The organism is Streptomyces sp. NBC_00872 (genome assembly GCF_045161915.1).
GTDB lineage: Bacteria > Actinomycetota > Actinomycetes > Streptomycetales > Streptomycetaceae > Streptomyces.
In genome coordinates this window covers 5,324,218-5,341,301 of the sequence record NZ_CP108806.1, presented here as the reverse complement: position 1 = coordinate 5,341,301, position 17,084 = coordinate 5,324,218, and the positions used below count along the sequence as shown (strand labels likewise).

Sequence of the window (17,084 nt, the reverse complement as noted above, 5' to 3'; positions counted from 1 at the left end):
GTGACGACCGAATCCCCCCGCTGGTTCACGTCCTCCTACAGCGACAACGGCGGCGCCTGCATCGAGGTCGCCGCCAACCTCGCCCCCGCACGCGGCGAGGTCCCCGTCCGCGACTCCAAGAACCCCACCGGTCCGGTCCTGAACATCCCCGCCGACGCGTTCACCTCGTTCATAGAGGCCGCCAAGACGGGCGAGTTCACCCGCACCCCCACCGCATGACCCGCACAGCACAACGCTGAGCCCCGCCGTTCGGCGGGGCTCTTGCGTCCCACCCGGACTCAGGCCGACGCGTCAATGGCCTTTCGACCGCCCTCCTGTCCGGGCGCGGCGAGACGTGCGCCGAGGAACGAGCTATGCGCCGTCGTTGCCATCGCCAGCGCCGTCGCCGTCGCGCAGGGAATGGATCATGCTCCGCAGGATCCGGAACGCGCCCGACTGCTCGGCCTCGGTCATGCCGGCCAGCATTCTGATCTCGACGGACCGGACCGCCACGGTCGCCTTCTCCAGGCTCCGTCGGCCGCGAGGCGTGAGCCGCGCGGGAAGGACCTTCCCGACGGGTGCCTCCGCGGGCCTGGTCACGTAGCCCTCCCGTTCCAGGTTCTGGAGCAGCACGTTCATCGACTGCCGTGTCACGAACGCGCCCCGCGCCAGCTCGGAGTTCGACAGGCCCGGCCGTTGAGCCAGCAGTTCGAGGCAGGAGTAGTGCGTCACGCTCATCCCGAGTGGCCGCAGCACCTCCTCCATGGCCGCGCGCAGGGCGCTCGACGCCTCTTTCAGCAGGTAGCCCAGCGATTTGTCCAGGTCGACGCCGACACCGTTTTGACTCATGTCAGCATTCTGACATACATTGCTTCGTGTCAGGAATCTGACACGAAGAGAAGGACCACGAAGAGAAGGAGCAGCACCATGCCCGCCACCGGCCCCGACTTCATCTCGCTCCAGGCGCGCGACCTCGACGCGTCGCAGGCGTTCTACGAGCGGTACCTCGGCCTCGTCCGCTCGCAGGCCGGACCTCCGCACGCCGTCGTCTTCGAGACCAAGCCGATCGCGTTCGCGCTCCGCGACATCGTTCCCGGCACCGATCTCGCATCCGTCGCCCAGCCCGGCATCGGTGCGGCGATCTGGCTCCACGCCACCGACGTCCAGGCCATCCACGACGCTCTCGCCGCCGACGGTCACACCATCGTCTCCGCACCGATCGACGGCCCCTTCGGCCGGACATTCACCTTCGCCGACCCCGACGGCTACCAGGTCACGCTCCACGACCGCACCTGACGAACGGAACCGCCCCCGTGCCGGTACACAGGGGCGTCGCCCGGGGCGTGGTCAGACGCCGGTTTCATCTCCTCCGGCGGCGGACACCGGCCAGGCGTCGCCGCGGTCGAGGCACTTGTAGACGCGGTGCGCCTGGACGGGGACCGACGGATAGGCGGCGGTGATGGCGGCTATATACGCTTCGGCGGCGGCCTGCGCCGCGGCGTCCTCGTACGGCAGCTGGGACGCGGACGAACTGAAGGAGATCTCGATCTTCGTGCTGATCTCCACGTCTTCTGCGCTGGCCAACACGTCGTACTGAACGCTGTAGGCGCCTTCCGGAACGGACATGTCTGATCTCCTTGTGGAAGAAGAGAGTCCCAAGTATCTGAGATGGGTCCTTGATGCCGGATTGAGCCTAGGCCAGGCGGAGTTGAACCCCTCGGCGGCCACGCGGTCACGCCACCGCCGTGCCGTGATCCGGGAGATGGCGAGCGTGCCGACAGGGGCCGAACGACAGAAGCCCCGACCGCACACCCGGGTCAGGACAGAGCGTCGATGGCCTTCACGATGAGAGCCCGCGCCCCGGCCCCGTACACGGCCATGCTCCGCAGCTCCTCGAACGCGCGTACATACAGCTCGATCTCGGTGGGCTGGGTGACTCGTACGCGAGCCGACAGGAGTTCCACCGACACCAGCGTGTCGTCGTATATGTGAAACACCTCCGGAGGCCACAGCCGGCGCTCCGGTGTGGCATTCGGGATGATCCCCAGCGCCACGGAGGGCAGCGCCCCCGCGGTCAGCAGGTAGCCGAGCTGGGCAGCCATCGCGTCGGCGTCGCCCAACCGGTGGTAGAGAACGCCCTCTTCGATGAGCAGGACAAAACGGTGCCCCGGCTCATGGATGATCCGAGACCGTTCGAGGCGCGCGGCGGCGGCCGCTTCGGCGTCGTCCGGGATATCAAGGAGGCGCGCGTTGCTGCTGAGCAGAGCACGCGCGTATCCCTCGGTCTGGAGCAGACCTGGCACGAGAGTGGACGAGTAGATCCGGAACAGCTTCGTCGACCGGTAGAGCTGAACGTAGCTGTCCTGGAGTCGCTTCAGCCCCGTACGGACCTTGCGCCGCCACTCGACGTACTGGGACTCGGCGTCACGGGACTGGGCGAGAATGTCGGCGGCCTGGTCGTCGGCGCCGCAGGCGTGGCACCACAGGCGGATGTCCTCCGGGGTGGGGGGCGTGCGCGCGTTCTCGATGCGGGAGGTCTTCGGGTGGGTCCAGCCACAGCGAGAGGCCAGCTCACCCCCGGTGATCCCCGCGTCTGCGCGAAGCTCACGCAGACGCCGGGCAACTTTCGCGCGTGCTGCTTGAGCCGTTGACGAGGGAGAGATGGGCATGAGCTGACCTGTGGGCCTTCCGCACTAACCGATCTTGTAATCCTGGTGCGCAACCGCCCGCTCCCACACCGCTTCGAAGGCATCCGCACAGAGCCTGGCCGCGGCCGGGTCCCGGCTGATCTCTCCGCCTCCGGAGGCGCCGCTGCCGGTGAAGTGGTTCCAGCGGATCAGACGGCTGTCGATCAACCAGAAGTCATTGCCCGGCAGGGCGATGTCCGAGGCGCGTCGTCGGGCGAGCCACCGGACCTGTTCACCGGCTTCCAGATTGACCGGGGTCCCCGCGTGCTCGAAGCGGATGTAGTCACTGACCGGCTCGGAGACGATGCGCGCTCGGCGCACGGTCACGCCGCGGTCCACCGTTCGCCGGATCAGCGCCACCCACTCCGACCAGTACGGTGAACCGGCGTCCACATCCCGCTGTCCGGTGTCCTTCCATCGCGCGAAGTCATCGGACTCTCCAGCGACACCGTAGGCGTCGCGCATCTCCAGATGGACTGCCGTGTGCTGGGCGCTGTCCAGCAGTTCAGCGAAGCTCGGCACGCTCTGCGGCATCGCACGCCTCCCTCAAGATCGGCACCATCCGGGCCGGGACCCGGACGACTGCCTCATGGTCAGGGATTCCGGACGCGTGCCCGGGGACTGCGAAGGCGGCGTACTCCGTTTCGAGTTCCGAGCCCGGCTTCCATCCCTGAATGATCAGTTCGTTCATGCTCTCGTCAAACCAGACGGTGGGACTCTCGCCCGTACCCGTGTGGGGATCGATCCCGATGAAACGTAATGCCACCGATGCCTCCGACGTTCTTGGCGTACAGAGATGTGCACCACCGTCAACCGTCCAAGGCAGCCGGTCAAGAGGGCATTTCCGCCACGACCTTGGATGCCAGTCTGATGTGAACATTGATGCACATCGGTGGAAGTGACGCACACCGCCTCCCTACCGTCAGGCACAGCGGCAGTCCGCGCATCGGCGTTCCGGCCCCCGCGCGAGACCCGTCGTACGAGTGCGCACGGAGGCAGCCATGGGCAGACAGACGGACGCCACGAGCGCCGTACAGGCCGCCATCGACAGGGCCAGGGCGGTCGGTTACAGAGCGGGCACACAGGAGGAACTGGACCGGCTGACCACGGACCTCCGCGCCTACGCCACCGAGATGCTTCCCGTCGCACAGGCCCAGGTCGACCAGATGTGGCGCGGAAGCCGGGAGTGGTACGTCCTCAGCTCCCGCCTGCACAGCATCTCGACCGACGCCGAACAACCCCTCGCCGGCGGCACCCTGGCCGCGCATGTGCAGGTACGGCTCCTCGCACTGGACTGCGAATGGCTCCTCACCCGCTACGGCACCACCCGCCCGGAGCGGGTCAGCAAGCGCGCTGCACCACTCCAAGCGGAAGGGAACACGGCAACGGACGGCGGGGCTCGGTGAGGGGGACGTTGCCGCAAGGCTCTGAGTGGGCGGTTCGTGAGTCTTTGAGTGGTTCTGCTGTCGCCTGATGGTGTGGCAGCGGGGCGGAATCTGCCGGTCCGCGGTTGTTGATCTGGTGATGTGTTCGGGTGAGTGAACGCAAGCCGTATCCGAGTGACTTATCGGACGAGCAGTGGTCGTTGATCGAGCCGGTGATCACCGCGTGGAAGGGCCGGCACCGCTCGGTCAGCGGCCACCAGGGCGCGTACGACATGCGGGAGATCGTGAACGCGATCCTCTACCAGGGGCGGACCGGCTGCCAGTGGGCCTATCTCCCGCACGACCTGCCGCAGAAGAGCGCGACGTACTACTACTTCGCCGCCTGGCGGGACGACGGGACCGACCAGGTCATCCATGAACTCCTGCGCTGCCAGGTCCGCGAACGCGCCCGACGATTAGAGGACCCGACCTTGGTGGTGCTGGACACCCAGAGTGTCCATGTGGCCGCCGGGGTCCCCGTCTCCACGAGTGGCCATGATCCGGCCAAGCGGGTGCCCGGCCGCAAGCGGGGCCTTGCCGTGGACGTCCTCGGCCTGGTCATCGCGGTCGTCGTCCTCGCTGCGAACACCCACGACAACGCCGCGGGAAATCTCCTGCTGGACCAGGTCGCCGAGCACGCCGGCGGAAGTGTCCGCAAAGCCCTGGTCGACCAGGGCTTCAAGAACCAGGTCGTCGCGCACGGCGCCGGCCTGGGGATCGACGTCGAGATCGTCCAACGCAACCCGCAGGTCAAGGGGTTCGTGCCGCAGCCGAAGCGGTGGAGGGTCGAGCAGACCTACGGGATCCTGATACTGCACCGGCGCCTGGTCCGCGACTACGAGCACCGCCCGTCCTCCTCCGTCTCCCGCGTCTACTGGGCGATGACCCACGTCATGACCCGGCGCCTCACCGGCGCGAACGCCCCCACCTGGCGCGAGACGGCGGCGGTGGCGGCGTGAACCTCCGGCCCCTGCTCGATGCCCTGGACCTGCAGGAAGACGCCGCCCGGGCCCTGGCCGACGACCTTCGTGCGCAGATCGACGGCCTGCAGACCCGGTTGCGGGAGGCCGAGATGCACCTGGAGCACCTCGCGATCACCCGCAAGACCGTCACCAGCCTTGCCGACCGGCTCCCGGCCGTCGCGCCGGACCTGCCCGAGCATCCGGACTACCCCCGCATCCTTGCCGCCTTCAACCACACGACCGGGCCGCTACGGGCCAAGGACGTCTGCGAAGCCCTCGGCCACGAACTGCTGCCGAAGAACGTCGAAGGCACCCGCGCCAAACTGAAACGCCTGGTCAAACTCGGCATCCTCACCGAGGCCGACACCGGCAACTTCGCTCGAAAGCAATAGCCGACCGAACCTCCACCAGCGTCCTTGCTCCCACCTCAGCCAGAAAAGGACATCACCTTACGAACCGCCCACTGAGAGAATGCGGGCATGCGGATGAGCCTTGGCCAAGCAACGGCAAAGCCGCTCTAACACCGCAGCTCAGAAAGGGCGTTCCCCGCGCAGGCGGGGGTGGTCCGATCACACCCAACTGACACCCAGAGCACCACTGAAACGCGATCAGGGCCGGTCTCCTGTGAAGGAGACCAGCCCTGAACTGGTGTTTTCTCTGTCGCGGTGGCGGGATTTGAACCCACGACCTCTTCGTCCCGAATGAGGTTCGGTTGGTGATCTTGCCAGCGTGGATGGTGTTTGCGCTGGTCAGAGCGTCGGACTGTCTTGGTCTAGGTGGTCGCGAAGGGGCTCGGGCAGCGGGTCGGCTCCCAAATGGCTCCCGGAAGTACCTCATCCGCCACCTCAGGCCTCCTGGCGCCGGCGGGCCGGCAATCCCCCTTCCGACATGCGCGCAATGGGGAGTCCGACAGAGATGAGACCTCCGCATCACGAGGGCCTACAAGATCGTGACGGGTGATGCTGGGCAATGCTGCGGAGTCCCTTTTCCCCAGGTCAGCGGACTACGACGCTCGGTACACGTGCCACCCAATCCACCTTGTGCCGCCCCATCTGCTCAAGCACGCTGGTCAGCATTGATCGCTGGCGTACACGTTCCGGGGAACGTGGCGGTGCCTTTGAGCGCGTCACAGTCACACGCGGGTGAGTCGCAGGGTGATGTGGCGCAGTTCGATGCTTGCCTGCTTGGCGAGGAGCCGATGCCGAAGCATCTCGCCTCCGCTGAGTCGCGTTCCCTGCGGGGAGGTAACGACGATGAGCGGTTCGGCACCGCCATCCACAAGAGCGTTGATGCCGGCCCATACCAGGTCGGCCAGCTTGGCCGCCGGCCCCCAGATCATCAGGATGTCCGGTTCAGGCCCTCGAACCAGGCAGCGGTTGGGCTTGACGTCAACTGTCTCAGGGTCAGCAAGCCAGTCCGGCCCAATCGCCTGGTGCGCAATCTGCTCCATCCCGGGGTAGCGGCTGACCGCGAACTGCGCGTAAGGGCCGATGCCGTAACGCGCCCGGGGCAGTTCTTTGATCGGGCCATCCTTGATCCACACACGGACACGATCGCGTTCGATGAAGCGTGTCAGCTTGCCCCCGATGAGTGGGTCATCGATCCAACGCACGTACCACTGAGAGCGCTCACGCGGGGCCATGCCGTCCCAGTCGAGTTCGTCGACTTGCCTGTAGACTTCGGCGATCACCTCGCGGCGGATCTCCTCGTCGATGTCACTCATAGATCCTTCATCCCCCAAAGGCGGCCGGGTCGGGAAACTGAAGGCGACTCTTGTCCAACGAGGTCTCCAGACTGGCCGCGTCCTTGATCCATTCACGCATCAGACTCTCCGCGCGTTTGTCGGCGAAGTCGAAGCTCGTGCCGCGCTCCCGCAGACGCAGGGTCTCGACTTCGTCTTCGGCGATCTGTTGGCGGATGTTCAAGATAGCGGCGATGCGGCGGATGTCGCTGACGAAGTCCAGGACCTCCACGTACGACTTTCCCGGACGCAGGCGCAGGCCGCGGCCGAGCTGCTGGACGAAGATCCGGCGGCTATGTGTGACCCGGGCGAAGCAGAGGATGTTCACGTCCGGGATGTCTACACCTTCGTTGAGGATGTCGACGGCGGTCAGGATTGGGACCTCGCCGCTCCGGAAGCTCATCAGTCGGGACTGGCGTTCCCGCTTGCTGAGACCCGCATGAACGGCGAGTGCCCCGCGCCACTGCGGCACCCCTGCGAGCAGCGCCGCCAATCGTTCTGCATGTTCGATGGTGCGGCAGAAGACGACCGCGCGGGGGTGCTGGGTACGCGCCCATACCTCCATCAGCTTCTCGCGCACTCCTTCGTCTCGTTCGGGGAGGAAAAGGCGTGCGTTGAGATCCTTGATCGAGTAGCTGTGGTCGCTGACGCCACGGACGAAATCCCAGTCGATGTTGTCCGCGTAGAGCCGGTAGCGGACTTCGGACAGGTAACCCAGCCGCATGCCGTCCTCGATACCCAGCGTGTAGCTGGGCTCGCCGAAGCGCGTGCGGATATCGAAGCGATCACCACGCCAGGGCGTAGCCGTGACCCCGAAAATTTGACTTGAGTGGAGGACATCGAGAAGCTCGGCCAGTTGTCCGTCCTCGGCGACGTGATGGGCTTCGTCGACCATGACCAGCGCGGGGCGGTAGCCAGCGCGGGCGTAGCTGAGAGCACTCGCTGTGGTCGCGCAGGTAACTCCTCGCAGGTCGTCAGGACGGTGGTCGCCGGTCAGGAGCTGAGTGCGCACGCTCTTGGGCAGGTGGTGCCACAATGCTCGCTCAAGCTGCTCCACCAGATCCTTTGCCGGGGCGACGATGAGGACTTTGTCCTTGGGGCTCGCGCGCAGGTGGTAGTCGATGGCCTCGCCGCCAACCACTGTCTTCCCCAGGCCAGTTGCCAGGACTAGCAGGGCACGGTCGGCACTCTTCAAGTCGCCGATGACCTCCCGCAGAGCCTCGCTCTGGTAGGGGCGCAGCTTGCGAGACGGCAGCCGGTCAGCTGTGAATCGGTCGTCCGAGTAGAGATCAGTCAGTTCCTGGCCCGCCCACAGCTCCACTCGCATGCCGACCGCCGCGAGGCTGTCCCGACGCTTGTGGGTGAGCGGACCGAAGCGGCTGTTAGTGACCACTACGGCGTGGTCGGCGCCATAGTGGGCTTTAGCCTCAAGGACCTCGTCGATGGCGCTGGGAGGTACCGCCGCTCCCGCCTTCCACTTGGCTTGGAACACCCACAAGCGGCCCTCGCGGGTGGCGAGAATGTCGCCGCCCTGATCGTTCGCACCGTCAATGTTGACGACGTCGGTGAAGCCCAGGTGAAGCGCTAGCCGTTCCAACTGGCGAGTGAAACCGAACGGTCCCACCCAGCGCAGGAAGTCTGGCGCCATGAACGAGGTAGTCATCGCTCACACCGGTCCGGCAACGCTCTGGTCGAGCATGTCGAAGGTGATCCGTACCAAGGAGAGTTCCAGTCGAGTCTTCGCACCCGGGTCGGTCAGGAATTCACTGACAACCTCCAGGGGGCGCACGGTCTGTGCCACCTGCCTTTCCTTGACCGCAGTGTCCGACCAGCCACTCCAGGACGTCTTGAATACCGCTCCGTCCAGGAAGGCGGCTGGACGCACGCGGACGACTGCCGCGATCCCGGCAGCGTCCAAGTGAGCCACGAAAGCTCCGTCCATGACGACGGTGGGCCAGTCCAGAGAGGCGTCGGCTCGTCCGGCGTCCCGCTCGGCACGCAGCCTGACCACCTCTGGCACCGCCTCCCACAACTCGTCGGCCATCGTCGCGACGATGGGCGTCATCAGCTCGCGCACTCGACCCAACAGTGAGTCAGCCCGATCGCGTAGGGCTGACTCGGTGACCCGTTGGTCGGGAAACTGTCGTGTGACCTCAGCCGCGACCGCTGTCACCTTCTGCCCGTCCGGTTCGAAGGCGTGCAGGGTCTGTGCGATCTCCATCAACGCGTAGTCGCGCGGATCGCGTCCATACTCGCGGAATACGAGGTGCTCGCTATGGACGAACACCTCCAGGTTCACGCCCTTCCCCAGACGGGCCAGCGAGGGGACCGGCCGCTCACGATCGTCAAGCAAGGGCGTGCGCGTCTCAAAGACCGTCACGGCTTTGCGGCCAAGTCGTGGCAGAGTCACCTCGCCCGTCAGATCAAAGACCTGACGGGCGTCAGCGCGGTAACGCTCGAAGCGCTGCTCCTCGGTCTCCACAGGCTCGGGCTCAGATGCCGGGGCGGGTGTCGGTGTGGGCGCTACGCCTCCCAGGTCGTGGCCGTTGGTCGGCGAGCCGCTCAGAGGTGTCAGTCCGGTGCGGCCCGTCAGCGAGGGCCCGCCGGCCCCACCAGTGCTGATCGGCCGAGTGCGCGGCCCTCCATTGCCTCGGTTCTCGTCGTGGGCCAGCACCGCCTGGTACCAGATCTCGTCCGAGAGGAACTCCGGGTGCTGGCCGGAGTGGAACTTCGCACCCCACTCCCGAGCCGTCTCGTGGATAGCGGTGCTGCCGTTGCCGGGAATCAGACAACCCGCACCCGGGCGGTTTTCCTGGTAGCCCTTGAAAATCTCTCCGAGGGGCGAGGCATTCAACGAATATCCCAGCGTCCTGGCCTTCTTCGGGCGCATCGGCCCCTCGCCGCGCAGCGCGACGACAGCGTGCCGCCAGTCGCGGCTCTCCCGGTTGAAGTCGGTCTTCTGGTAACCCACCGGGACGTGATCGAGGTGAATCTCGCCCACGATGCGGCCCTGAGTAGCGGGGATGTCCACCGGGTACTCCGGGACCTGGGTCCCGTCGTTCGGGTTCTCCCAGGAGAACAGGGAGCGGTCCCCGATCCGGATCTTCCTCCCATTGCGCAGGAAATCGATTCCGTAGTCACTCTCGTCCAGGTACCGCTGAACCCCGAACCAGCCGTGGATGCGGCGCTCGCGCAGCTGCATGTCGTCGCCGTCGCACTCCGCGCACCGGTCCAGCGCGAGGTTCGGGCTCTGCCAGTGACCGCACTTCATGCACGCCAGCGCCGACGCCAGCGGAATGTCAACGGACCTGACAGCGGCGATCTCCCGCCCTTCCTTGGTCACCGTACGCGACGCCGACCAGACGCAGGGCAGCCTGGGCGAGACGGTCTTTCCGTTCACCTTCAGCCGGAAACCGCGCCCCGCCATCGGCCCGTCCGGAACTCCGGGAATCGGGTTCTCGCCGCGCAGCAAGTACGAGTAGACGCGACCAAGGTCAGCGCGGACCGAAGCGTGCCGATTGGCCTTCTTGAGATCCTCGGCGATCTCGGTACGCAGACGACGGACGATCACTTCGGTGCCGTGATCAGAGACGTCCTGCTTGGGCTCCCGCCGGAGAGGCGTCCTGAAACTGTCGTTCTGCGCGAGGCGGCGCAGATCGATCTCCACGATGAGCCAGTCCGGGTCACCCGCTCGCGTGGTCCGTACCTCAGTGTGATGCCCTAGACGGGCCGTGGCGATATTGAAGCCCATCCCGAACAGCCCCAGACTGCCGTACCGCCGCTTGCCGCTGTAGCCAGCCTTCAACGCACTCTGCAGCATCTCCAGGCTCATGCCCCGCCCGTTATCGAGCAGACTCACGATCGGATCGTCGTCAGTGGGCTTCGGCAGCGTGATCCAGACCTCCTGCGCCTCACTGCGGTCCGGGTCCGTCAGGAAGTCGTCGAAGGAGTTGTCGATCAGCTCGGCCAGACACTGCCATGGCTTGTAGGGGATGTCTCCCAACGCCTCCAGCAGCTGTGGAGACGGCGTGAGGTCGATCTCCTCGAACAGGACCTCTGTGGCATCAGTCGACAAAGTGCTGCTCCCTTCTGAAGTGTTGTTGAAGGACCCCAGTTCATCCAGCTCCACCAAGAGATACCGCACGGCACTGACACCAGGGTCAAGTCCTGTCAGCACTCGACTGTCCAGACAGGCTCCTCCGCAGCACGTCTTGGGGCGGACCAAGGGAAAAGGACCGTCAGGCGCCGGCTGTTCTCTCTCTCACAACTTGGTCGATCCGCTCGGCCGCCAACTCGGGGTCCTCGTGTTCCCAGACCCGTACGACGGTCCAACCCTGCGCGTTCAGGGCCGCGTTCGTGTCTGCGTCGCGGGCTCGGTTGCCCTCGATCTTCTCTTGCCAAAATTCCGCTCGCTTGGTGGCGGGCCGATGATGCTCGGGGCATCCGTGCCAAAAACAGCCATCGACGAAGACGGCCACACGGGTTTTAGTGAACACGACATCAGCCGTACGACGAAGGTCCGCGATCGGCCTCGCTGAGACTCGATAGCGAAGCCCCCTGCGGTGAAGAGCGGACCGTAGGAGACGTTCCGGCTTCGTATCCCGCCCCTTGTTCGCGGACATGACCGCGCGAGAGGCCGGTGATGACGCCCACGAATTGGGTGGGGCAGTCTCAAAAGATACGTACCCGGCGGCCCGCGCCATCGCCCACGCTTGCGTCAAGTTCGCAGCGCGCGTCGCCGCGTTCACTTCACCGACATAGCGTTCCCGCGTCTCTCCCTCCTCCGACCACCGCAAATAGGCGCGGATTCGGCGCGTACTGCGGTAGAGGCGCAGTGCGACCGACGCGCGGGCGTACCTCCCCTCACCAACGTCAACCGCCCGCGTGTGGCGGCCGCCAGCGGCTCGATCCTGTTCAGCTACTCGGGATTCCTTAGTCATGCCCGCTCGGGGCTTCCACGCTCGTTCAGGAGGCATTCGGTCCTTCCAACGCCTCTGCCGATCGTGCGCGGCTTCGGTCACTTCCGCCTCTCCGGGTCCTTGAGGGCCCCTACGGACTTGAGTGCTTCAGCGACTGCCTGAGAGAAGACCGCTCCGAGTTTCACCGGTACGGCGTTGCCCAATTGCCGCATTTTCTCGCCCCGCGGTCCGTTGAGCACCACATGGTCGGGGAAGGTCATGACTCGTGCGGTCTCCCGAACGGTCATATATCGGTATCCAGTTCCGCCACCCTCGTTGACGAAGTCGACGTTGTCGAGCTGTATGACGGATTCGCCGCCCGGCACACCATGCACGCCCGCCTTCACGGTCTTCGCGGGCCGATCCAACACATTCGGGGTGTGTCCGGCGTACGTACGAGCTCCAGGCCACCCAATATGATCACGGATGTCGCCCACTTCGAGCTTGCCCTTGACAGCTTCCTCCGTAACGTACGGAAGCGGCTTCCCCTCGTTCTCGCCAATTCCCGCGATAGCGTCGCGCAGAGTGCACCACGGTGCCAGCGTCAGCTTCTGTTTGACCTTCGGATCCTCGTAGTTGAGTTCAGGAAGGTTGGCGATAACACGCTTGCGGACTTCTGCGCTCACGTCCTTATGTCGCTCCGTCCAGTAGGATCCACCTTCCCGCATGGAGTGGATCATTGATTCCTCAGAGTGTGTCTCCTTGGGCATGAACGCGCCCCAGTTGACATCGAGGTCGGCGCGGAACGCGACGATGATCACTCGATTCCGAATCTGCGGTACGCCATAGTCGGCTGCGTTTACTTCCATTTCCTGTACGACGTATCGTTTCGACGGCTCAACCGTTTCGTTAGCGATCAGCTTTTCAAGAAGGTCATTATGGTCTTCCCATGACGCATCCCCATCTCGCTTCTCGAACGGCAGGCGCATCTCGTTCAGGATGTACTTAAAATATGGCTTAAAGGAGGGTCTGAGAAGGCCACGTACGTTCTCACAGATGACCGCCTTCGGGTTCAGCTCCCGAATGGCACGGAACATCTCCGGGAACATGTTCCGCTCGTCTTCCATCCCCTTATGGACACCGCCCAAGCTGAACGGCTGACACGGCGGCCCACCCGCGAGAACATCGACCTCGTCGGTGACGTGCTTCCCGTAGTCGACGTCGCGCACATCGCCAGGCACGAGGGGCCAACGCTCCTCGGGCCTGCTGGGGTCAGGCGGGTTGATTCGTAGGGACTCGCAAGCCCACTTGGCGGACTCATTCACCAGGAGTGGACGGAAGCCGGCGGTGTGCACAGCCATCGCGAGCCCCCCGCCGCCGGCGAACAGCTCGACACACGTACCCACCTCTTGACGTTCTTCCCGCAGATGAGACATGGGAGAAGCGTACCGCGGAGTTGGTGATCACGATGCCACATTCCGAAACTTGCCTCACACGCACCCCAGAGCCACCAGATAAGCTGACCGCGATCAGGCGTTTCATGGACGACGGGTGTTCACATGGCCGACCAGTTCAGCGATCAATTCCGCCTCAGCATCACGGAGGCACTTAGCAAGCAGCTGTACGCCGCCCTTTGCCGCCTAGAGCCCGCGCCCCTCACGCAGGCGAACCTGGACGCCCTGGCCCCACAAGCCGAGAAGCTCGGCCTTCCCGGCATGGCCGGGGTGTACCAGCTCTTCCGTCAGGAGCCCGGAGGGGAACGTCAACTCGCCTACGTCGGGAAAGCTGACGAGCCACTCCCGAAGCGCCTCGGAAACCACCTTTATAAACTGTCCGGGCGGGAAGGGATCTCTATTGAGGAGATGTCTTTTAAGTGCCTATTCGTCGAAGAGGATCTCTCCTCGGTCTCTCCGGAAAAAATGCTGATCAAAGAGCATCTGAAGACCGGGAAGGTCGTATGGAATAATCGCGGATTCGGCAATAACGATACCGGCCGAAATCGCGACCGAACAAAAATCAAGAACACTCATTTTGACCTGGCGTTTCCCATTGACCTATCTCGCAGGGTGCAGGGGATCTCGCCCGGGGCTCAGTCGCTGCATTCGGTTCTTTGGGAGATCAAGCGCGGCATACCGTTCCTCTTCCGCTTCAAGAACTCGGCCGCTTTCAGGACGCAGATGGTCACTGTCCCCGATCGAGACATGACAGCAGACGAGGCGTTTCGATTCGTCGCACAACACCTGGATGGCAAGTGGCAAATCTGTGGCTTGCTCGGCTGGGTGATCATGTACGACGACAGCCCTTCGCTCTATCCCAGTGCCCGACGTTACTACCGCTCCGAAGGGGTCTTCGATCAGACCCCGGAGACAAAGAAGCCGGGCAAGAACGACATTGACGAGGAGGACGAGGACGGCGATTCCGACGAATGACCTGCCCGACGGCGCTCACTGGGGTCCCATGCCGTCTGGTTGCTACGCCCTCGGCATCTCGACCGCCGGCTCGCGTTGGTGAGTTGCAGCAGCCCTCGCGCCTCCCCCACTGTGGCCGACTTTTAGGAGCATTGGAGTACTGCACACCTCGCGCGAAGCTTCGCTGCCCTATCTAGTAAGCGCAAAAGCCCCGGTCGCCGCGAGCGAGTCCTGGGGCTTCTGCAGAGCCGCCTTCGGGATTTGAACCGGAGACCTACTCATTTGGAGGGTCTGCGTCATCGTACCGGACGATGATTCGTGATCACGCTGAATCCGGTTTTCCCTGGTCAGGCGCCCGTCGACCTCAACGGCATGACGCCCAATCCAACGGGTGTTATGCCGTCCCCTCGCGCAGCCAGGACTGGTACGTACGTGGTTCGAAGGTCGCGTAAAAACCTCTTAGCGTCTGCTCCTGTGACCAGTGGTGCTCGTTCCTGATGCACTTCACGCCTGGTCAACGTCGACTGGCCTATCCTAAGTCTTTGGGAGGTTGTGAGGTTGAGGGATATGTTACTCAAGGAACTGACAAACAGGATCCGGGACTTCGAAAACTGCGGGGCACCGGATGTCGTCTCCGACGAGACAGGGGGCGAGGCCGCTGCGGAACTGATGGTGGTTGCGTGTGAAGCCCTGGACGAGCAGTAGTGGGATGCCCCGAGTTTCGTAACGGCCAGCTTGTTTGCTTTCAGGTCGCTTCCTGCGTGGCCAAGGATGGGTTGAACTCGGCCTCGAACTCCTCGGGTGGGAGGTAGTCGAGAGCGGAGTGTAGGCGCTCGGTGCTGTACCGGCCGACCCACTGCACGACGGCGCGTTCGACCTGGTTAGCGTCCCTCTAAGGCACCTGCATTTCGACAGTTCGGCCTTGCACGTGCCATTGAGCGCCTCGGCCATCGCGTTGCCGTACGAGTCCGCGACGGAACCCACCGACCTGGCGGCGCCGACGTCCATCAGCCGAGTGTGCCGATGAACCATGGCCTGCTCCCTGGATCGTTGCCGCGCGGACTCCTTGATTGGGGCCACAATGAGCCCGTCATGTTCCCGCCGCACGCGCGTGACTACTTCGTCGAGCGGATCAGCTACCTCGTCGCCGCGCGCTTGTTCACCGCTTGCCGTGACCGCCTGGCCGCTGTGATCCCCCACATCCATGAGCGCACCGCGTCGCTGATTGAGAGAGATCATCGCGGCACGCTGTCGGCAGCGCACATCGCGCTGGTGATATGACAACCGTGATCTGGATTGATCACTGTCGTCCTGTTCAATTGAGGGCCGGCAGGGGAAGCATCCGGCCATCGCGCGTGCCACTGACGGAAGCAACCAATCCCCTGTGCCTCGTGAACTAGCATTTGAGGCGGGAAAACCTGGGTTCACAGGCAACGGGCTGGACCGATCCATGGCCTTCTCGGCGCGCGTCACGACCGCTGAGGAGGGCTTTTGTTCATGCCACGAGTGAACCGGATCCGCGGCCGGGCCACCACGAACCGACAGCGCAACGAGAGTGCACCCGCGGTGCAGTGACCATGCAGAACCCATGAGCACGCCGGGGGGAGGCTCGGATGGACGTGGTCGAGATCTGGAGCGGTCGGCACGCGTGCACGCTTCAGGCCGCGCTGCGCATGACGAACGAAGCCTTCGCGGAACGCCTCGGTATCGCTCAGCGCACAGTCGCGACCTGGCACACCAATCCCGCCGTCGTCCCGCGTGCGGAGATGCAGCAGCTCCTCGACCAGGTCTACGAGACAGCCGCTCCAGCGGTGCGCCGACGCTTCGCCCTGCTGGCATCGAGTGAAGGCACAGCTGCCGTCGCGGGCTCCCCCGCGGTCCAGCCGCTGCGCGTCGCTGTCGCCGTCGTCATCCGTGCGGACCAGACGCTGCTGGTCTGCCGACGGGACGACGACGCTTCGGGCCTCACCTGGCAATTCCCGGCCGGTGTCATCAAACCAGGGGCGCGAGCGGAGACGGCCACCGTTCGGGAGACGCTGGACGAAACGGGTGTGCATTGCGCCGTTGTCCGGAATCTCGGTAACCGGCTGCACCCGGTCACCGGCGTGCAATGCGAATACTTCCTCTGTGAGTTCCTGGCGGGAGAGGCCAAGAACAGCGATGTCCTCGAAAACGTCGATGTGCTGTGGGTCGCGAAAACCGCAGTCACCCGGCTCATACCCGCCGATAGGATCTTCCCACCGATCCTGGCAGCTCTGGAGGAAGCCCCATGACGCACGCGAGTGCTGAGGAACGACCGGGCATCGCGGCGGCGATCGTCGTCAGCGAAGGCCGCGTTCTGATGGTGCGGCGACGGGTGAAGGAGGGGCAGCTCTCCTGGCAATTCCCCGCGGGAGAGGTTGAGGCCGGAGAGTCGGATGAGGACGCGGCCGTCCGGGAGACCCAGGAGGAGACGGGCCTCACCGTCAAAGCCGTCAGGGAGCTGGGAAGCCGGGTTCATCCGAAGACTCAACGCCATATGTCCTACACGGCGTGCGAGGTCGTGTCCGGGACCGCGTACGTGGCCGACACGGAGGAACTGGCGGAACTGATCTGGTGCTCCCTCGCCGAGATTCCGGAGTACGTGCCGTACGGCCTCTTCGAGCCGGTACAGGCTTATCTCGACGATGTGTTGCACCCGTAGCCCGAGATGTTTCGCCGGCTCGCAGGGCCGCTCAGTGCCGTGTTGTCACCGTGCTGATGGCCGCCATCAACCGCTCGACGTCTTCAAGGCTGTCCAGCACCACGTCCGCGCCGGCCGCCCCGAGATCCTCCACCGGAGTTGTGCCACTCGCGACGGCGATGACGGACGCTCCGCCCGGCGCCCGCGTAGGCGGATACCGCGTTCGCCGTGCCGCGTCTCGTCCGCAGTGCCCTCACAGAGGCCGCCAGGGCGCGGAGCGGTCACCGCTCGGTAGCCGCCTCATCGAGTGACGGATTCGGGGG

The 17,084-nt window shown here is 64.8% G+C and carries 20 protein-coding genes; 9 read left to right on the top strand and 11 right to left on the bottom strand.

The genetic code is table 11. The features are described 5' to 3' along the window. On the top strand, window positions 1–219 hold the full coding sequence (locus OG214_RS23025; protein WP_363079258.1) for a DUF397 domain-containing protein: 219 nt from the start codon (window positions 1–3) through the stop codon (window positions 217–219). A 132-nt stretch (window positions 220–351) separates the two neighbouring features. On the opposite strand, the gene OG214_RS23020 is transcribed toward OG214_RS23025, so the two are convergent. Then, entirely contained in the window at window positions 352–828 is a 477-nt protein-coding gene (locus OG214_RS23020) for a MarR family transcriptional regulator (RefSeq protein WP_363079259.1), read from the bottom strand. 78 nt (window positions 829–906) lie between these two features. Here OG214_RS23020 and OG214_RS23015 point away from each other — a divergent pair, with 78 nt between their 5' ends. Beyond that, window positions 907–1,275 carry a VOC family protein gene (locus OG214_RS23015; protein ID WP_363079260.1) on the top strand — a complete coding sequence of 123 codons (369 nt, stop codon included), beginning with the start codon at window positions 907–909 and terminating at the stop codon, window positions 1,273–1,275. Between the two features lie 51 nt (window positions 1,276–1,326). Here the strand turns inward: OG214_RS23015 and OG214_RS23010 are convergent, their stop codons facing one another. The 4 genes from OG214_RS23010 to OG214_RS22995 form a co-directional block, all read right to left on the bottom strand. Beyond that, window positions 1,327–1,605 (bottom strand): hypothetical protein, encoded by a 279-nt coding sequence (locus OG214_RS23010; protein WP_405985802.1) that lies wholly within the window; start codon window positions 1,603–1,605, stop codon window positions 1,327–1,329. Window positions 1,606–1,796: 191 nt separating this feature from the next. After that, window positions 1,797–2,648 (bottom strand): helix-turn-helix domain-containing protein, encoded by an 852-nt coding sequence (locus OG214_RS23005; protein WP_405985801.1) that lies wholly within the window; start codon window positions 2,646–2,648, stop codon window positions 1,797–1,799. A gap of 24 nt (window positions 2,649–2,672) precedes the next feature. Next, a complete protein-coding gene (locus OG214_RS23000; RefSeq protein WP_405985800.1) occupies window positions 2,673–3,200 on the bottom strand; it encodes a DUF6879 family protein in 528 nt (175 codons plus the stop codon). Beyond that, on the bottom strand, window positions 3,172–3,432 hold the full coding sequence (locus OG214_RS22995; protein ID WP_405985799.1) for a hypothetical protein: 261 nt from the start codon (window positions 3,430–3,432) through the stop codon (window positions 3,172–3,174). Before OG214_RS22995 ends, OG214_RS23000 begins: the two co-directional genes overlap by 29 nt. Window positions 3,433–3,667: 235 nt before the next feature. Here OG214_RS22995 and OG214_RS22990 point away from each other — a divergent pair, with 235 nt between their 5' ends. The 3 genes from OG214_RS22990 (at window position 3,668) to OG214_RS22980 (ending at window position 5,444) form a co-directional block, all read left to right on the top strand. Next, window positions 3,668–4,072, top strand: a complete 405-nt coding sequence (locus OG214_RS22990; RefSeq protein WP_405985798.1) for a DUF6415 family natural product biosynthesis protein — start codon at window positions 3,668–3,670, stop codon at window positions 4,070–4,072. Window positions 4,073–4,200: 128 nt separating this feature from the next. Next, a complete protein-coding gene (locus OG214_RS22985; protein WP_331746046.1) occupies window positions 4,201–5,049 on the top strand; it encodes an IS5 family transposase in 849 nt (282 codons plus the stop codon). Further along, window positions 5,046–5,444: a hypothetical protein gene (locus OG214_RS22980; RefSeq protein WP_331746043.1), complete on the top strand. Its 399-nt coding sequence runs from the start codon at window positions 5,046–5,048 to the stop codon at window positions 5,442–5,444. The genes OG214_RS22985 and OG214_RS22980 overlap by 4 nt, the downstream gene beginning before the upstream one ends. 740 nt (window positions 5,445–6,184) lie before the next feature. Here the strand turns inward: OG214_RS22980 and OG214_RS22975 are convergent. The 5 genes from OG214_RS22975 to OG214_RS22955 all read right to left on the bottom strand — a co-directional run bounded on the left by OG214_RS22975 (window position 6,185) and on the right by OG214_RS22955 (window position 13,127). Then, a complete protein-coding gene (locus OG214_RS22975; RefSeq protein ID WP_365901879.1) occupies window positions 6,185–6,775 on the bottom strand; it encodes a hypothetical protein in 591 nt (196 codons plus the stop codon). A gap of 7 nt (window positions 6,776–6,782) precedes the next feature. Next, a complete protein-coding gene (locus OG214_RS22970) occupies window positions 6,783–8,456 on the bottom strand; it encodes a DEAD/DEAH box helicase family protein (RefSeq protein ID WP_365901880.1) in 1,674 nt (557 codons plus the stop codon). Window positions 8,457–8,459: 3 nt separating this feature from the next. Beyond that, a complete protein-coding gene (locus OG214_RS22965) occupies window positions 8,460–10,868 on the bottom strand; it encodes an ATP-binding protein (protein ID WP_405985797.1) in 2,409 nt (802 codons plus the stop codon). A 163-nt stretch (window positions 10,869–11,031) separates the two neighbouring features. Continuing rightward, complete coding sequence (locus OG214_RS22960; RefSeq protein WP_405985796.1) at window positions 11,032–11,415, bottom strand: very short patch repair endonuclease; 384 nt, start codon at window positions 11,413–11,415, stop codon at window positions 11,032–11,034. A gap of 395 nt (window positions 11,416–11,810) precedes the next feature. Further along, window positions 11,811–13,127 carry a DNA cytosine methyltransferase gene (locus OG214_RS22955; protein WP_405985795.1) on the bottom strand — a complete coding sequence of 439 codons (1,317 nt, stop codon included), beginning with the start codon at window positions 13,125–13,127 and terminating at the stop codon, window positions 11,811–11,813. Between the two features lie 123 nt (window positions 13,128–13,250). Between OG214_RS22955 and OG214_RS22950 the strand changes: the two genes are divergently transcribed. Beyond that, window positions 13,251–14,120, top strand: coding sequence for a GIY-YIG nuclease family protein (locus OG214_RS22950; RefSeq protein ID WP_405985794.1), 870 nt, complete (start codon window positions 13,251–13,253; stop codon window positions 14,118–14,120). 724 nt (window positions 14,121–14,844) lie between these two features. Here the strand turns inward: OG214_RS22950 and OG214_RS22945 are convergent. Next, window positions 14,845–14,961 carry a hypothetical protein gene (locus tag OG214_RS22945; RefSeq protein ID WP_405985793.1) on the bottom strand — a complete coding sequence of 39 codons (117 nt, stop codon included), beginning with the start codon at window positions 14,959–14,961 and terminating at the stop codon, window positions 14,845–14,847. A gap of 230 nt (window positions 14,962–15,191) precedes the next feature. On the opposite strand from OG214_RS22945, the gene OG214_RS22940 reads away from it, so the two are divergent. The 3 genes from OG214_RS22940 (at window position 15,192) to OG214_RS22930 (ending at window position 16,782) form a co-directional block, all read left to right on the top strand. Next, window positions 15,192–15,380, top strand: a complete 189-nt coding sequence (locus OG214_RS22940) for a hypothetical protein (protein WP_405985792.1) — start codon at window positions 15,192–15,194, stop codon at window positions 15,378–15,380. A gap of 332 nt (window positions 15,381–15,712) precedes the next feature. Next, complete coding sequence (locus OG214_RS22935; RefSeq protein ID WP_405985791.1) at window positions 15,713–16,372, top strand: NUDIX hydrolase; 660 nt, start codon at window positions 15,713–15,715, stop codon at window positions 16,370–16,372. Continuing rightward, window positions 16,369–16,782 carry an NUDIX hydrolase gene (locus OG214_RS22930; RefSeq protein WP_405985790.1) on the top strand — a complete coding sequence of 138 codons (414 nt, stop codon included), beginning with the start codon at window positions 16,369–16,371 and terminating at the stop codon, window positions 16,780–16,782. Before OG214_RS22935 ends, OG214_RS22930 begins: the two co-directional genes overlap by 4 nt. The last annotated feature ends 302 nt before the right edge of the window (window positions 16,783–17,084 follow it).

Excerpts from the sequence above, each read along its gene's own strand:
- OG214_RS23020 (WP_363079259.1), bottom strand. The coding sequence starts at position 828 with ATGAGTCAAAACGGTGTCGGCGTCGACCTGGACAAATCGCTGGGCTAC.
- OG214_RS23015 (WP_363079260.1), top strand. The coding sequence starts at position 907 with ATGCCCGCCACCGGCCCCGACTTCATCTCGCTCCAGGCGCGCGACCTC.
- OG214_RS23010 (WP_405985802.1), bottom strand. The coding sequence starts at position 1,605 with ATGTCCGTTCCGGAAGGCGCCTACAGCGTTCAGTACGACGTGTTGGCC.
- OG214_RS23005 (WP_405985801.1), bottom strand. The coding sequence starts at position 2,648 with ATGCCCATCTCTCCCTCGTCAACGGCTCAAGCAGCACGCGCGAAAGTT.
- OG214_RS23000 (WP_405985800.1), bottom strand. The coding sequence starts at position 3,200 with ATGCCGCAGAGCGTGCCGAGCTTCGCTGAACTGCTGGACAGCGCCCAG.
- OG214_RS22990 (WP_405985798.1), top strand. The coding sequence starts at position 3,668 with ATGGGCAGACAGACGGACGCCACGAGCGCCGTACAGGCCGCCATCGAC.
- OG214_RS22975 (WP_365901879.1), bottom strand. The coding sequence starts at position 6,775 with ATGAGTGACATCGACGAGGAGATCCGCCGCGAGGTGATCGCCGAAGTC.
- OG214_RS22970 (WP_365901880.1), bottom strand. The coding sequence starts at position 8,456 with ATGACTACCTCGTTCATGGCGCCAGACTTCCTGCGCTGGGTGGGACCG.
- OG214_RS22960 (WP_405985796.1), bottom strand. The coding sequence starts at position 11,415 with ATGTCCGCGAACAAGGGGCGGGATACGAAGCCGGAACGTCTCCTACGG.
- OG214_RS22955 (WP_405985795.1), bottom strand. The coding sequence starts at position 13,127 with ATGTCTCATCTGCGGGAAGAACGTCAAGAGGTGGGTACGTGTGTCGAG.
- OG214_RS22950 (WP_405985794.1), top strand. The coding sequence starts at position 13,251 with ATGGCCGACCAGTTCAGCGATCAATTCCGCCTCAGCATCACGGAGGCA.
- OG214_RS22940 (WP_405985792.1), top strand. The coding sequence starts at position 15,192 with ATGTTCCCGCCGCACGCGCGTGACTACTTCGTCGAGCGGATCAGCTAC.
- OG214_RS22935 (WP_405985791.1), top strand. The coding sequence starts at position 15,713 with ATGGACGTGGTCGAGATCTGGAGCGGTCGGCACGCGTGCACGCTTCAG.
- OG214_RS22930 (WP_405985790.1), top strand. The coding sequence starts at position 16,369 with ATGACGCACGCGAGTGCTGAGGAACGACCGGGCATCGCGGCGGCGATC.